Annotated in this window: 16 protein-coding genes and 1 pseudogene; 11 read left to right on the forward strand and 6 right to left on the reverse strand. The window is 40.7% G+C overall.

Features of this window, described 5'->3' with window-relative positions:
* Positions 1-1,092 (forward strand): redox-regulated ATPase YchF, encoded by a 1,092-nt coding sequence (gene ychF, locus ACLFKQ_RS17810; protein ID WP_449001120.1) that lies wholly within the window; start codon positions 1-3, stop codon positions 1,090-1,092.
* Positions 1,093-1,261: 169 nt separating this feature from the next.
* On the opposite strand, the gene psbQ is transcribed toward ychF, so the two are convergent.
* The 3 genes from psbQ to ACLFKQ_RS17825 form a co-directional block, all read right to left on the reverse strand.
* Positions 1,262-1,738 carry a photosystem II protein PsbQ gene (psbQ, locus tag ACLFKQ_RS17815; RefSeq protein WP_449001121.1) on the reverse strand — a complete coding sequence of 159 codons (477 nt, stop codon included), beginning with the start codon at positions 1,736-1,738 and terminating at the stop codon, positions 1,262-1,264.
* Positions 1,739-1,802: 64 nt separating this feature from the next.
* A complete protein-coding gene (locus ACLFKQ_RS17820) occupies positions 1,803-2,645 on the reverse strand; it encodes an alpha/beta fold hydrolase (protein WP_449001122.1) in 843 nt (280 codons plus the stop codon).
* Between the two features lie 200 nt (positions 2,646-2,845).
* A complete protein-coding gene (locus ACLFKQ_RS17825) occupies positions 2,846-3,637 on the reverse strand; it encodes a phytanoyl-CoA dioxygenase family protein (protein ID WP_449001123.1) in 792 nt (263 codons plus the stop codon).
* A 186-nt stretch (positions 3,638-3,823) separates the two neighbouring features.
* On the opposite strand from ACLFKQ_RS17825, the gene ACLFKQ_RS17830 reads away from it, so the two are divergent.
* Entirely contained in the window at positions 3,824-4,267 is a 444-nt protein-coding gene (locus tag ACLFKQ_RS17830) for an Hsp20/alpha crystallin family protein (RefSeq protein WP_449001124.1), read from the forward strand.
* Positions 4,268-4,391: 124 nt separating this feature from the next.
* On the opposite strand, the gene map is transcribed toward ACLFKQ_RS17830, so the two are convergent.
* Complete coding sequence (map, locus tag ACLFKQ_RS17835; protein ID WP_449001125.1) at positions 4,392-5,243, reverse strand: type I methionyl aminopeptidase; 852 nt, start codon at positions 5,241-5,243, stop codon at positions 4,392-4,394.
* Positions 5,244-5,493: 250 nt separating this feature from the next.
* Between map and ACLFKQ_RS17840 the strand changes: the two genes are divergently transcribed.
* From ACLFKQ_RS17840 to ACLFKQ_RS17875, 8 genes and pseudogenes are all read left to right on the forward strand, one after another.
* A complete protein-coding gene (locus ACLFKQ_RS17840) occupies positions 5,494-6,417 on the forward strand; it encodes a putative capsular polysaccharide synthesis family protein (RefSeq protein ID WP_449001126.1) in 924 nt (307 codons plus the stop codon).
* A 590-nt stretch (positions 6,418-7,007) separates the two neighbouring features.
* Entirely contained in the window at positions 7,008-8,033 is a 1,026-nt protein-coding gene (locus tag ACLFKQ_RS17845) for a PstS family phosphate ABC transporter substrate-binding protein (protein ID WP_449001127.1), read from the forward strand.
* A gap of 19 nt (positions 8,034-8,052) precedes the next feature.
* The gene (arsB, locus tag ACLFKQ_RS17850; RefSeq protein WP_449001128.1) at positions 8,053-9,207 is read left to right on the forward strand and encodes an ACR3 family arsenite efflux transporter; all 1,155 of its coding nucleotides are present in this window, start codon (positions 8,053-8,055) and stop codon (positions 9,205-9,207) included.
* A 26-nt stretch (positions 9,208-9,233) separates the two neighbouring features.
* Complete coding sequence (gene arsH, locus ACLFKQ_RS17855; protein WP_449001129.1) at positions 9,234-9,857, forward strand: arsenical resistance protein ArsH; 624 nt, start codon at positions 9,234-9,236, stop codon at positions 9,855-9,857.
* Positions 9,858-9,872: 15 nt separating this feature from the next.
* The gene (gene arsC / locus ACLFKQ_RS17860) at positions 9,873-10,268 is read left to right on the forward strand and encodes an arsenate reductase, glutathione/glutaredoxin type (protein WP_449001130.1); all 396 of its coding nucleotides are present in this window, start codon (positions 9,873-9,875) and stop codon (positions 10,266-10,268) included.
* Between the two features lie 335 nt (positions 10,269-10,603).
* Complete coding sequence (locus ACLFKQ_RS17865; protein ID WP_449001131.1) at positions 10,604-10,891, forward strand: phosphatase domain-containing protein; 288 nt, start codon at positions 10,604-10,606, stop codon at positions 10,889-10,891.
* Positions 10,892-10,908: 17 nt separating this feature from the next.
* Positions 10,909-11,615, forward strand: a protein-coding gene (locus ACLFKQ_RS17870; RefSeq protein WP_448999162.1) for an IS1 family transposase whose coding sequence is annotated in 2 segments (ribosomal slippage) — positions 10,909-11,182 and positions 11,182-11,615 — 708 coding nt in all. Because the reading frame shifts where the segments join, the coding sequence is not laid out codon by codon here.
* A 130-nt stretch (positions 11,616-11,745) separates the two neighbouring features.
* A pseudogene (locus ACLFKQ_RS17875) lies at positions 11,746-11,997 on the forward strand (ISKra4-like element ISMae18 family transposase); the annotation flags it as partial.
* Positions 11,998-12,041: 44 nt separating this feature from the next.
* Here the strand turns inward: ACLFKQ_RS17875 and ACLFKQ_RS17880 are convergent.
* Entirely contained in the window at positions 12,042-12,785 is a 744-nt protein-coding gene (locus ACLFKQ_RS17880) for a type 1 glutamine amidotransferase (protein ID WP_449001132.1), read from the reverse strand.
* Between the two features lie 121 nt (positions 12,786-12,906).
* Complete coding sequence (locus tag ACLFKQ_RS17885; protein ID WP_449001133.1) at positions 12,907-13,755, reverse strand: alpha/beta fold hydrolase; 849 nt, start codon at positions 13,753-13,755, stop codon at positions 12,907-12,909.
* A gap of 172 nt (positions 13,756-13,927) precedes the next feature.
* On the opposite strand from ACLFKQ_RS17885, the gene ACLFKQ_RS17890 reads away from it, so the two are divergent.
* Positions 13,928-15,007 (forward strand): M42 family metallopeptidase, encoded by a 1,080-nt coding sequence (locus ACLFKQ_RS17890; RefSeq protein ID WP_449001134.1) that lies wholly within the window; start codon positions 13,928-13,930, stop codon positions 15,005-15,007.
* Positions 15,008-15,018 lie beyond the last annotated feature (11 nt).

Below are 15,018 nucleotides of genomic sequence, written 5' to 3' on the forward strand. Positions count from 1 at the left end.
ATGTTAAGAGCTGGAATTGTAGGATTGCCAAATGTCGGCAAATCTACTTTGTTTAATGCCTTGGTAGCCAATGCTAAGGCAGACGCTGCTAATTTTCCTTTTTGTACCATCGAACCCAATATTGGTGTAGTTTCCGTCCCTGACGAACGTTTGGAGGTTTTGGCAAAAATTTCTAGTTCGGAGAAAATCGTACCGACGAGAATCGAATTTCTCGATATTGCCGGTTTGGTAGCTGGTGCGAGTAAAGGAGAAGGATTGGGCAATCAATTCCTAGCTAATATTAGAGAGGTAGATGCGATCGTGCACGTCGTCCGTTGTTTTGATGACGATGATATCATTCACGTTGCAGGTTCGGTCGCTCCCGTACGCGATATTGAAGTTATTAACCTAGAATTGTCCCTGGCAGACTTAGCCCAAATTGAAAGACGAATCCAACGAGTCCGCAAACAGGCAAAGAAAGATGAAGCTGCTCGCAGCGAACTCCTAGTTTTAGAAAAGCTCGGTATCGCTCTAGATGAAGGAAAATCCGTCAGACAAGTAGAGCTTAACGAAGAAGAGGCAGCGATGATTGAGCCTTTGGGACTGTTAACTAACAAACCCGTAATTTATGCCACCAATGTCTCTGAGGATGACTTAGCAGTGGGGAATGATTGGGTAGAAGCAGTCACACGCTTTGCGGTTAGTGAAAATGCCAAAGTAGTTGTCGTTTCAGCCCAAGTAGAATCAGAATTAATCGAGCTATCTGAAGCTGAAAAACAGGATTATCTTGCCGCTTTAGGTGTAGAAGAAGGGGGACTTAAATCTTTAATTAAAGCTACCTACGAACTTTTAGGGCTACGCACTTATTTAACTACGGGAGAGAAAGAAACCCGTGCCTGGACTATCGTGGCAGGTATGAAAGCACCCCAAGCTGCCGGAATAATTCACTCCGATTTTGAAAAAAAATTTATTAAAGCCGAAACGATTAGCTTCCAAGATTTAGTAAATTCTGGTTCTAAAAGTTCTGCTAGAGAAAAAGGTTTGATTCGTTTTGAAGGCAAAGATTATGTGGTCGAAGAAGGGGATGTGATTGAGTTTCGGGCTGGAGGCTAAAACTAGTATCTAGTAGCTTCTTGGTAGTTTTCGTAAGTTTTCGACCGGCAAACTCAATCACAGTCAGATTTTTTAGAGCGATCGCCTTTAAGCAAAAATAGATTGAATCAAATTAGCTAAATCCAACCAATAAATCTCAGCGATCGCATCTATAGCTTTAACTTAACTATCAGGCATTACCGTCTTCTGTTGCTGAGGCGGTTGGGGCATTGGGAATTAAACCGGCAAAAACGTCGAGATCGGAGGCTACCTCTTTGTATTCTCCAATTGCCTGAGTGTAATTTTTGTTCTTAGCTGCCGCATCGATATCTTCCAGGTGATTGAAAATATCTTTAGCTAATGCCGTTGCCTTTTTCTCGTCCTCTGGTAGCAGAGAACCGGCTAGATAAGTCATATCGCGGCGGATTAAGCCCAAAGGACCGTGAATAAAACTAGAAACATCCGCCCAATTTTCTCGCTCGATCGCTGCTCCTAATTCGGGCATTCTCTGTCTGGCTACATCTATGGGAATGCGATAGGTGTTAATTTTTTCAATTTTCTCTGGAGTATAAGTAGGGGGTGCCGAAACCTGAGGTTCGCCGCAACTGACCAACATAGTTGCCACTAAGACTAATAACACAGACAAAATAGACCGAAAAATATTCATGTTTTTCCCAAAATATGTTTCTTTCTTAATTATTTATTTATAATTTTCTCAAGAAATTGGCTGTTTAAAAAACTTTACGGCGAAAAAAACCAACAATCGCCGCGGCGATTTCTTTAGACCAGTGTTCTTGGGGATAGTGTTTGGCTTCTGGAAGTTCGACGAGTCTAGCATCAGTAAGAGAATCAGCTAATTTTCCTACATCGGTTGTCTTAAGCCAGGGATCGGACATTCCCCAGATAATTAGGGTAGGTTGTTGCCACTGTTTCAAACCCGTTTCAATTGTCCCACTAGTTTTGGCTAACTCTAACTTCTGGATAGTGGTTTTGAGTGCCCTGCCAACGGCAGAAGTTTGTAAAAATGGCTTGCGGTGTACGGCTAGATCGGCATCGGCAATTACAAAACCGCTGCCTTTTTCTAAGGTGCGATCGACCATCAGCGGATCTTGCACCATCATGTCGCCGACGATGGGAAAACTCAGTTGTTTCATCGTCCAGGGGATTTTGACAGTAGAGTCGAGGGGAGTATTAAGGATAATCAGGCTTTCTATAGCTTCGGGATGTTGCAAAGCGTATTGCAAACCAACAGAACCTAAAAAACCCTGAACTACTAGATAAAATTTTTCTAGTTGGAGAGCGTCAATGAACTCGGTTAGGGCAGTTAAAAAAGCTTCTGAAGTATAAGCAAAATCTCGTTTGTTGGGCTTATCGGAAAAGCCACACCCAATCCAGTCAGGTGCGATCGCCGGAAGATTTTCTGCTGCTAATAAATTCATTACCTCTCGCCAAGTGTAGCTATGAGTGGGTATGCCGTGTAGCAATAGTACCGTAGGGCGATCGCTTTCTACTTCTGTATAACGATAAAACCACCGCAAATTACCAACTTGGATTGTTGTTTCTTGAATTGACACGCTAACTTAATTTCCTTAATGCCATCGCATCATTCAATGATACGCCAATTCGTACTTCAATGTACGAAAGACTGGTGGTCCAGTAACCGAACTTAATCGATCTAGCGGTAACCTTTGAGATGAACGATAGTTCACTTTTCACTCTAGTCAACTACTTTCTGGCGATCGCCCCGTTTGGTTTCAGACAGTTAATCAATCCCTTAAAAGCGATCGAATTGGGGATGATACACTTCGCGAAAAAAACGCTGATGTTTGGGGGCTAGTTTTTCGATAACTTCTGGAGAAATGTCTGGTTTGTGGTGACGAACGTTGATATGATTGTAAGCACAAAAAATCGCAATTCTGGGATTATGGGGATTCTGCCAAAAATCAGCCGAATGCCGGACTGCTTCAGAGAAAATAATTAAAGATCCTGGAGGACAGCTATAGCTTTCCCAAAATCCCGAATCTCGAGCATCGATACTGGCAATGGGATTGGTGCGGATATTGTAGTTAGATTTGTGGCTCCCAGGAATAAAACAAGTTCCCCCTTTATCTGGCAAGACTTCAGTTAATTCCCAAACCACTCGCGTCATCCCGGCATAAATCCGTCCGTGTTGAAAGTTATAGGCATAATTGGGATTGGTGGTAAGTCCACCAGCGTGGGGTTTCCATTCTCCTTCTCCGGGTTCTCGATAGCTGAGAAAGATATTTTCTAGGCGAATTTTTTCAAGATCGGGATTGATTACCTCTAACAGCACCTTCATCACTGCAGGATGGTCGATTAGTTTGGCGAAGGGACCTCCAGGCAAACGACGTTGGTGTGGTGGTAAAGAATCGGGGTTGTTTCGCTGTTGTAGAACGAACTCTTTGAGATGTTCTACTTGGGCTTGGTTTAATACGGCAGGCTTGACGAGATAGCCTTTGAGATCGAAAACGACGCGATCGCGTTGGTTCATCTTTTCTCCTTGAAAGGCGTTTAGTATTTGAGGTTTGAGGTTAGGAAGTTTCATCGATTTAACTTTTTATAGGTTAAGTTTATAGGGTTTACGCTACTTGAATTTTGTCAGTCAAATTTAGACGGAAACCCCTACTGGCAAGGGATAGCAACCACACTTCCACTTGGTTTAATAACTAACTAACATAAGAATTGAAAAAACAAATAACCAATTGTGTCAATTGCCAAAGGAGGAAGAGCTATGAGTTTAGTTCGATACAACCCCTGGTCTGAAATGAGTTCTTTGCAGCATCGCTTAAATCGTTTTTTTGACGATGCTTTAGCTCCGGCAAATTGGGATAATTTCGGAGATTTTGGTAAAGTTCCCGCAGCCGAACTAACCGAGGCTGATGATGCACTACATCTCAAACTGGAAGTTCCCGGCATAGAATCGAAAGATTTAGACGTTCAAGTTATGGCAGATCGTGTAGCGATCTCTGGCGAACGTAAATCTGAAACTAAAACAGAAGATAACGGTAGAACTCAAACTGAGTTTCGTTATGGTAAATTCCAACGAGTAATTCCTTTGCCGACCACAATTCAAAACACCAACGTAACCGCAGAATACAAAGACGGTATTCTCAACTTAACTCTACCCAAATCTGAGGAAGAAAAAAATCGAGTCGTCAAAGTGAACATAGCTTAGCCTGTAGCTTGAAGCATCATTAACGTCGTGTAGAATCATCTGAAATAATCATTTAACCCAGTTGCCTTTCCCGTAGCTGGGTTTTTTCTTTAAAAATATCTCTGGGAAATTCTCAACTGCAACTCTATCGGCGATCGGTCAAAATTTCGTAGCCATTGTCAGTAACTAATACTGTATGCTCGAACTGGGCGGAGAGATTATTATCTACGGTAACTACCGTCCAGCGATCGCATAGGGTTCTAGTATGTTTCGAGCCTGCATTGACAATTGGTTCGATCGCCAGAGTCATTCCCGCTTTTAATTTTACATTGGGAATGCGATCGGTACGAAAGTTAAATACAGAGGGAGCTTCATGTAAATTTTTACCTACTCCATGTCCCGTAAAGTTTTCTACGACGCTATAGCCACTAGCTTTAACACAATCTTCAATTGCCCCGGCGATGTCGAGTAGGTAGTTACCCGCTTTTACCTGTTCGATACCTTTATACAAGGCTTCTTCAGCAACTTTAATTAATTTAGCAGCACTAGCTGAAACTTTTCCTACTCCGATAGTAACGCAAGAGTCGCCGTGAAATCCCTGACAGTAGGCACCAGTATCTACTTTCAAGATATCTCCTTTGCGAATGACTTTTTTAGGGCTAGGGATACCGTGTACCACCTCATGATTGAGACAGATACAAATCGAACCTGGAAAGCCATAATAGCCTTTAAAACTTGGAGTCGCACCCATTTCTCGAATCCGCCGTTCGGCATAAGTATCCAAATCTGCTGTTGTCATTCCTGGTTTGACTATTTCCGCAATTTCTTTAAGTACGGTGGCGACAATTTTAGCAGAATGACGCATTTTTTCAATTTCTGATGGTGATTTGAGATAAATACGGTGTGGATTGCGATTTGAAACTGGCAGCCCAGTCTGCTGTTTGGTTGGGGTTTGAGATGAGCGTTTGGGAAAAAGTAGATCGGTAATGATATTCATTCAAATGTTCTCCATTAAAAATTTAACGAGATCTAGATAATATTTATTAGTGTAAGCTCGAGCGAGGCACACTTTAGCTGCTAAGCAAGCAGCTTGTAATTGTAAATTGAACTTACAGAACTATTGCCAATCAGTTTAGCTAAAAGAACTAGTACGGTGTGGCAATATATATTTATGAAATAATGTAAGTTACGCAAATTTAGTAGTAATCTACTGATAAAATTGCCACTTAATTAATCCTCAAAGCTACATGAATAAAATAATAGGTAGGCGAATCGACAAAATAATTCGTCAGCTCGGCTTGAAAAGATTCGTAGAAACCGCAGAGCTAAACTCAAAATTACTCTACGGATTATCACCGATTATCATCTATCAAATGGGTAAAGTAGGATCGACGACAATCTACAACTCATTAAGAGCGGCTAAAATTCCCAATCCCGTTTTTCATCTTCATGTCTTATCTGACGACGGTCATCAATTATCAGTACTAGATTATCAACGAACTAGACCTGACAAACCATTCTACGATCACATCAGACATAGTCAAATAATACGCTCTAAATTAACGGATAAAAATATTAAGTGGAAGATTATAACTCTCGTAAGAGATCCCATTGCTAGAGAAATTTCTGACTATTTTCAAACTTTAAAAAGAAAATCTCCTGAAAGTTTCGATGACAATGAAAATCTCAAAGATATTACAAGCACGATTGAAACCTTAAGTGAAAATTTGATAAATTTTGATGAGACAACAGATGTTGCCTGTACGTGGTTTGACAGAGAGTTAAAAACTGTATTTGGCATTGATGTTTACGCTTATCCTTTCGATCGAGCTAAGGGATATAAGACAATCGATAATCCAAGAGCTGAAGTTTCGATCTTGAGACTAGAAGACTTAAACCAGTGTAGTAATATTTTGACCGAATTTTTAGGAGCTCGAACTCCGATTAAAATTATTAATAAGAATATTGGTAGTCAAAAAAAATATGCCTCACAATATAAAGAAATTAAACGACAAATTACTATACCTAAAGCTGTATGTGAAAAAATTTATGCCTCAAAACTAGCGAAACATTTTTATAGTGATGTTGAGATCGCCAAATTTATTCGCAAATGGTCTCGAGAACCATTAAACAAAAAACCTAGTAAGGAATCCGCCAAAATAACTTACTAATTCAAAAAATCAATAATTAAGCAAGAAGATACTAATCTTCAACTTCACCATAAATAGTTAGCAAGACAGCTATAGAATTTTGTTTTTTAAGAGTTACTTTTCGAAACTGACCGGAAGTGATATACATAAAAATTCATTGATTTGTGTTGAGATTAAAATAATTTTGAGAATTTAGTCTTCTTCGGAAAATATAAATAATTAGGAATTTATAAATTGAGGTTTTTTGATTTCCCTAACGATAACAGAAATAAGGTTTTGACCCATAGTTGCGTTAGGGCGATCGATAGCCTGCTTCAACCATTACTGCTGTTGCAGATTGTAATTCTGTAGAAATGGACTTTAAAAGTCTGCTCATCCCTAGTAGATGATTAGCATGAGCGAGTTTGTAATTGTCGAATAATATTTAGAGTCGAGTTTTGACGATATATTGCCAGCTAAAAACCGTGACTAGAGAAACTCAAGCATAAAGTACATTCTTACTGAGATTGTAATGAATATTATTGTTTCGACATATTTATTTTTTTTGATGCATCAAATATACTTGATGTAAAATTTTACTAATTCCACAATTGTTAGTGGAGAAGGAACAAATGAATATTCGAGATAGAATATCTTACAGATTGTCTGGCTTTCTAGCTTTGGGGTTGGGTACGGCATTAATAGCTATCTCCAATCCTCTAGCCTCACAAGAAACGCCATCAATAAAAATTGATGGGTCTAGCACAGTATATCCTATCAGCAAAGAAATCGTTGCAGAATTTCAAGACAGCTACAACAAACCAGTAGATATAAAGATCGAGTTTTCTGGTACGGGCGGGGGTTTTGAAAAGTTCTGTCGCGGCGAAACCGAGATTAATAACGCCTCTCGTCCGATTCAAACCGATGAAATGAAAGCCTGTCGTGAAGCCGGAGTAGCTTATATAGAGTTACCCGTAGCTTTTGACGCGCTGACGGTAGTAGTCAATCCAGCCAATGATTGGGTTGATACCTTGACTACCGAAGAGTTAGCCAAGATTTGGTCGCCAGAGGCTGAAGGTCAAATTACTAATTGGAATCAGATTAGACCTAGTTTTCCCAACCGACCCCTCAATCTCTATGCACCTGGTGAAGATTCGGGAACTTTTGATTATTTTACCGAAGCAATTGTAGGAGAAGCAGGGGCGAGTCGTGACGACGTCAAGGCTAGTGAAGATGATGATGTCTTAGTTGCAGGAGTAAGTCAAGACCCCAATGCGCTGGGTTACTTTGGCTTATCTTACTACGAGCAAAATGCCGACGAGATGAAAGCTCTGGCGATTGATAGTGGTGATGGTGCGGTTGTGCCTTCTAGAGCGACAGTGGAAGCAGCAGAATATCAACCTTTGGCTCGTCCTTTATTTGTTTATGTCAACGCAGCGGCGGCAAGAGAAAATGAAGCGTTAGTCAGATTTACAGAATTTTATCTTGAGAATGCTCCAGAAGTAGTTGCTGAAGTAGGTTATGTTCCTCTGCCCGATGAAGCCTATCAAATCAATGAAGTTACCTTTTATCGAGGTGAAGTAGGAACTGTGTTTGAGGGACAGTCTCAGTTTAATGTCACCATACCCGAATTGTTACGCAAACAAGCACGTTTTTAGTTGTTAACTAAGTAGACCTATGAATCCAGAAAGTTCTCAAATCAATGCTAAAGCCGTCAAAGCTGGCAGTCAGCTAGGTTTTTTTGAAAAATATCTAACCCTATGGGTCGTTCTCTGTATTATTGTTGGCATTGCTCTAGGGAGAATTTTTCCTGGTGTAGCTCAAACTTTAGATAATCTGAGCGTTTACAATGTTTCAATTCCCATTGCCATCTGTCTTTTTTTCATGATGTATCCCATCATGGTAAAGATTGACTTTTCCCAAGCGGTAAAAGCTGCTAAAACTCCCAAACCCGTAATTCTTACTTTGGTAATTAACTGGCTAATCAAACCATTCACCATGGTTGCATTCGCTCAGTTTTTTTTAGGTTGGTTATTTCGTCCGTTACTATTAGAAACCGAGCTAATTCGCGGTACGGAAATAACTCTGGCTAATTCTTACATCGCAGGAGCGATTTTATTAGGAATTGCCCCCTGTACGGCAATGGTTTTGATGTGGGGTTATCTATCCTATAGCAATCAGGGTCATACTTTGGTTATGGTAGCAATCAACTCTCTGGCGATGCTATTTTTGTATGCACCTTTAGGTAAATGGTTGCTGTCAACTAATAATTTAGTCGTACCTTGGGAAACAATCGTACTTTCAGTTTTAATTTACGTCGGTTTGCCCTTAATCGCAGGAATTTTTAGTCGCTATTGGATTTTTAGATACAAAGGCAGACGCTGGTTTGAAACCAAATTCATGCAGTATCTTTCTCCAGTAGCAATTGCGGCATTACTAGTAACGCTAGTGCTGTTGTTTGCTTTTAAAGGAGAGCTAATCGTCAACAACCCTTTGCACATTTTGTTAATTGCCGTACCGTTATTCATCCAAACCAACTTTATTTTCTTGATTGCCTACGTTGCCGCTCTCAAACTCGGTTTTCACTATGAAGATGCCGCTCCTGCCGCTCTGATTGGTGCGAGCAATCACTTTGAAGTTGCCATAGCTACTGCCGTAATTTTATTTGGTTTGAATTCTGGTGCGGCACTGGCTACTGTAGTTGGGGTGTTAATCGAAGTACCAGTAATGTTAATCCTGGTGGAATTTTGCAAGCGCACTGCTTCCTGGTTTCCCAGAGAGCCAGAAAAAGCTACTCTACTCGACCCTCGTTGTGTGAGTCCTTACAGATAATTTCAATATTTAGTACAGATTCAATAATGATCGGTTTCGACCATCCGCCGAGAATTCTATTTTTATATGGCTCACTAAGAGAGCGTTCATACAGTCGTCTTCTAGCAGAAGAAGCAGCCAGGATCGTTAGCGATATGGGAGCAGAAGTTAAATTCTTTCATCCCCACGAATTACCACTACGGGGACAGGTATCAGAAACCCATCCTCAAGTGCAGCAGTTACGAAAGTTGAGCCAATGGTCTGAAGGTCAAGTCTGGTCTTCTCCTGAAATGCACGGCAATATTACGGGTATTCTCAAAAACCAAATTGATTGGATACCTCTAAGTATCGGTGCGGTAAGACTGACTCAGGGTAAGACTCTAGCGGTAATGCAGGTTAGCGGTGGTTCGCAGTCTTTTAATGCGGTTAATACCCTGCGGATTTTAGGACGGTGGATGCGGATGTTTACCATTCCCAATCAATCTTCGGTAGCTCAAGCTTACCAGGAGTTTAACGAAGACGGCACGATGAAAGATTCTTCCTATCGCGATCGAGTAGTGGATGTGATGGAGGAATTATATAAATTTACTCTGCTACTGCGGGATAAGGTGGATTATTTAACCGATCGTTACAGCGAACGCAAAGCCAAAGAAACAGTCAATAGCAAATAAATAATTGTCAAAATCATGAAAAAAGTCATGTTTGTCTGTAAGAGAAATTCCTGCCGTTCACAAATGGCAGAAGGTTTTGCCAAAACATTGGGAGAAGGCAAAATTGAAGTCACTTCTTCTGGCTTAGAAGCAAGTCGAGTGCATCCCACAGCCATAGAAGTAATGTCAGAAATAGGCATCGATCTCAGCGATCAAACTTCTGACTCTTTGAGTAATTTTAATGCCGATGATTACGATGCGGTAATTTCTATGTGCGGTTGTGGAGTAAATTTGCCTGCTGAATGGGTAATACAGTCAGTATTTGAAGATTGGGAATTAGACGACCCCGACGGACAGCCAAGAGAAACTTTTTACCGTGTTAGAGATGAAATCAAAGAGCGAGTAACTAAATTAATCGAGCAACTTAGTTAAAGCCTTAGAAAATTTATATTTCACTCGATGTATTTTTATCGAGGAAGCTGCTTAGCATTTGATAAAGGTGATTAATTTAGCTTTAGGTTGCAAATTGCTCGATTCTGTAGTCAGTCAAGCCAAGAGCTGAGGTTTTATCTGTCAGTATCGAGGAGCGAACTGTTGGCAGATTCTTCCTCAACAGGCAAATCAAAGATGGAAGTTACAGCAAGATGAAGATACATGGATTTTGTCGGTAAGAGATGTTCCCCAGCTTCGTCTTCATACCGAAGAAGTAATTACTTTTTTAACAAGTCGTCAGCTTACAAACAATTAATTTGGGAGAAAATGTATAGATGTCAGTTCGAGTTCCCTATCCCGACTATGTTTGGTGGCTTATACCTGAAAAACTAGCAGGAATTTCCAGACCTTCTTTAGAAGATTTGCCTCAACTCTACCAAGCAGGAATGCGAGGTATTGTATCGGTTATGGATGAACTTTCAGGTATCGAAGAATATAAACAGGCTGGATTTAAAGCTCTTTGGCTACCAATTACAGGCGGAAAACCACCAACTGTAGAGCAGGTAAAGCAATTTCTGGTAGTAATGCATTGTAATGGTAATCTAAAAGTCGAAACATTTTAGGAATTATAGCCGAGCTAATGAACTGCCCCAAATGCCAATCAGCTCGAATCATCAAATACGGTTCTACCCATTACGGTAAACCAAGATTCCGCGGTCAAGAATGTGGACGACAATTTGTCGAGAATGCTAGCCGTCAACCGATTGAGGAGGCAACTCGCCAGTTGATTGACAAGCTGCTACTCGAACGCCTATCGTTGGCAGCGATCGCCAGAGTCTCAGGTGTTGCTCAACGTTGGTTACAAATGTACGTCAATCAGAAATTTTATCAAATCCCTAGGACTGTTAACGTTACCCAAAAAAAAGAGGTAGGCTGACGATTCAATTAGACGAGATGTGGTCATTTCTGGGTTCCAAGAAGAACAAGCAATGGATCTGGTTGGCTATTGATGCCGAGAGCCGCGAAATTGTCGGGGTATTTGTTGGCGAGCGCTCTCGGCAGTCAGCGCCGCCGCTTTGGCAATCTTTGGGGGTGATTTATCCTCAGTGTGCGGTCTGTTACACCGACTTTTGGGAGGCTTACGAACAGGTGCTACCAAGTAAGCCTCATCGGGCTGTTGGTAAAAACACAGGTAAAACCAATTACGTTGAGCGATTTAACAATACCTTGCGGCAACGAGTGGGTCCCTTAGTTCGCAAGACCTTATCCTTCTCGAAAAAGTTGAGCAATCACATCGGCGCAATCTGGTACTTCGTTCATCATTACAATAGTCTTCTTCGAGCTTAACCATTACTATTCACCACTACCGAATTTTATACACTTCAAGTATTACCACACTGGAAAAAAGCTTTTCCTAATGCCAAAGATAGTTTTTGGCTTGTCTAAGTCTCTGGATGATGCGATTGCCGAATTTAATGATTTAAAGAAAAAACAAGCAAGGAATTTTCAGAATTATCTACGCAAACACCGATTTAGAATTCCTGATTATCAACTTTACCAAGAGCTTGGTATTTGTATTGGTTCGGGGTCTGTAGAGTCTTGGATTAAACAAGTAGCTTCAAGAATCAAGATTGTTGGCGCACAATGGAATCCCAAAAATGTAACTCAAATGCTGCGACTTCGCTGTGCATATTTAAACAAAGATGTTAGTTTGAGTATTTGTGCCTAGTTTAAAAGTGAGACGCTCCCCTCAGTTTTTCTATCTGAAACTACTCAACTATTTTTGGCAAGATGACTTTTTCTGTTCATCTGAAGTCGAACTAAATCGAGCCAAGCATCCGATATATACTGACAAAAAGATTGCGATCGCACTAAATATTTTTCTACATCTTGCCGCAATTGACTGGGAAAATCTGGACGATGTTGCCAAATATATTCTCTACTATCATCGAGCCAATTTAAGATAATTGCTTCGTCTACTTCAAAATGACATTGGAATCCATAGATGTTGTCCCAAATACGGTAAGCTTGATTGTGACACTTATCTCCAGTTAGAAGTAAGGTGGCTTCATCTGGCAAATCAAAAGTGTCGAAATGCCACTCCATCACCCGAACAGTTTCAGGACACTTTTTGAGTAAAGGATCCCTTGCAGTAATATCGCAAATTGGATATAGTGGCGTGAAACCTAATTCGACTTCTTGGTGCTGATAAACTCTTTTACCAAAAGCTCTAGCAATAAGCTGCGCTCCCAAACAAATACCTAGAACGGGCAATTCTTGGGCAGCGAATAAATGAATTAGGCGTACGATTTCAGATAAATGGGGATGATTTTCGTCATCTTCAGCGTTTATCGCACCACCAAGAATAATCAAACCATCATATGAATTGATGCCAGTGGGAAGCGGTTGATTGGTAAAAGGAGTAATAACTTCTATTCGCACATTTCTCTTGGCGATACACTCACCTAAAAAACCCAGGGTTGCGAGTTGAGAATTTTGAATTACTAATATATTCATAGTTAACTTTCCCAAGTTTCTTCCAAATTGGGAACAAAAAATCTCGATCGTTTCGCCGAATAATCGACATTCTTGCCGAGATAACCTTAGCAAGCTGCGTTGATGTGATAAATTTCATCCTTCAGGTAACCATGCTATCTATTTGCAAAAACTCTCTTACTGCTTGTAAATAACCGGTTGTATCTTCCAGCATGGGGAAATGGGAAGTATTGGGCAATTCTATATATTTAATATTGTCATTTAACGCAGCGGCTTTTTTGCCCATTGCCGCAGGAATAATAATATCTTTTGCTCCCGAAATCATTAGGGTTGGTATACTAATTTTGGTAAATTCTTGCGGCATGATTTCTACAGCTTTTTTGCTCACCGAAGTATAGATCGTTTCTTTGGCTGCCTCGTAATCTGCTAGTAAAAAGTCTTCTAAAAAAGCCAGTCGATCGCGCTTATCTATGGGACGATGTAAAAACCTTGCCATAAACATTCTGTCGGCAAAGGGAACTTTTAAAAACCAGTCGTAGCGAAACTTAACTACATAGCCGCCAAACTTGTGAAAAGCCGCAAAAGCTTTAGCATCGTATTCAAAAATGCCATTACAGGTAAGAATTGCTTGACAAACGCGATCGCCATAGCGGTTAATAAATAGAGCGGCGATCGAGGCACCCATTGAATGAGAATTGAGATAAACTCGATCTAATTCTAAAGCATCTAACAGTAGTGCCAAATCCTCAGCATATTCTTCGAGTTCATAACCGACTCCTACTGGTTGAGGTGGCAAGAGGGAGCGTCCAAAGCCTCTAAGATCGTATAGCAAACAGTCAAAATCATTAGACAAGGCTTTTGCAGTGCTGCGCCAATATCTAGCAGAACCACCCCAACCATGTACGAATACCATTACGGGTTTAGTGGAGTTGGGCGAATGGCCAATCCATTCGTAATAATGGTCTACACCGCGAAGATTAACAACAGGCATTTGATTCAATCGATGTACTTATCAATAATAGATATTTTAATGTAGTAGATAACATGGTTGAATCTCACGGCGATCGAGTTTAATTGACTCTTAGCTCTCTTACTATTAGTAGATAAAAGCCATTTTAAAACCCCTTAATATTAGTTAACATTAAAAAATTGAACTTCAAAGTATGGAACTAAATGGTGGCAATACTGCGACTGAGTTTAATTATGATGAGTTGTTTGATACCATTGCCGAATTAGTTTTACTCCATTCTCCAAGTGGTGTAGAAACAGAGATCGATAGTGTTCTACTCGATCGCTTTCAAACTTTAGGAGTAGAAACCTGGCAAGATCGAGCCGGTAATATCATTGCTAAAATTCCTGGTAGAAATACAGAACGAGCGCTCGCCATTACCGCACATAAGGATGAGATTGGAGCAACTGTCAAATCTATCGAAGAAGAAGGTAGTCTTCAAGTACGTCGGCTGGGTGGTTCGTTTCCCTGGGTTTACGGTGAAGGAGTTGTCGATATTATCGGCGATTATCAGACGATTAGCGGTATATTATCTTTTGGTTCGCGTCACGTTTCCCACGAATCTCCTCAAAAAGTTCAACAAAAAGATGCATCCTTGATTTGGGAAGATGCTTGGGTAGAAACCAAACGTACTCCAGTCGAACTCGAATTTGTAGGAGTTCGTCCTGGTACTAGAGTTGTAGTTGGCAAGCATCGCAAACAGCCATTTCGTCTTCAAGACTATATTGCCAGCTATACTCTCGACAACAAAGCTTCCCTTGCAATCTTACTGCTGCTAGCTCGACATTTAACCGAACCTCCTGTAGATGTATACTTGATTGCCTCGGCTAAAGAAGAAGTCGGTGCGATTGGAGCTTTATATTTTACCCAAAATCAAAGTTTAGATGCTTTAATTGCCCTAGAGATTTGTCCTTTGGCTGCTGAGTATCCTTTAAAGCCGGGAAAAATTCCGGTATTGCTGTCTCGAGACAGCTATGGAATTTATGATGAGAACCTCAATGCAGAAATCCTGCAAGCAGCCAAAGAAGCTGGTATTTCCCCACAGTTTGCCGCTCTCGACAGTTTTGGTAGCGATGGTTCGATCGCCATGAAATTCGGTCATGTAGCCAGGGCTGCTTGTTTGGGCTTTCCCACGGAGAACACTCACGGTTACGAAATTGCCCATTTAGGGGCGATCGCCAACTGCGTTAAAATTTTGCTGTCTTATTGCTCTAGTAGTAAATTTGTTAATTAGCGTTCTCTACT

The organism is Myxosarcina sp. GI1(2024), from assembly GCF_053543375.1.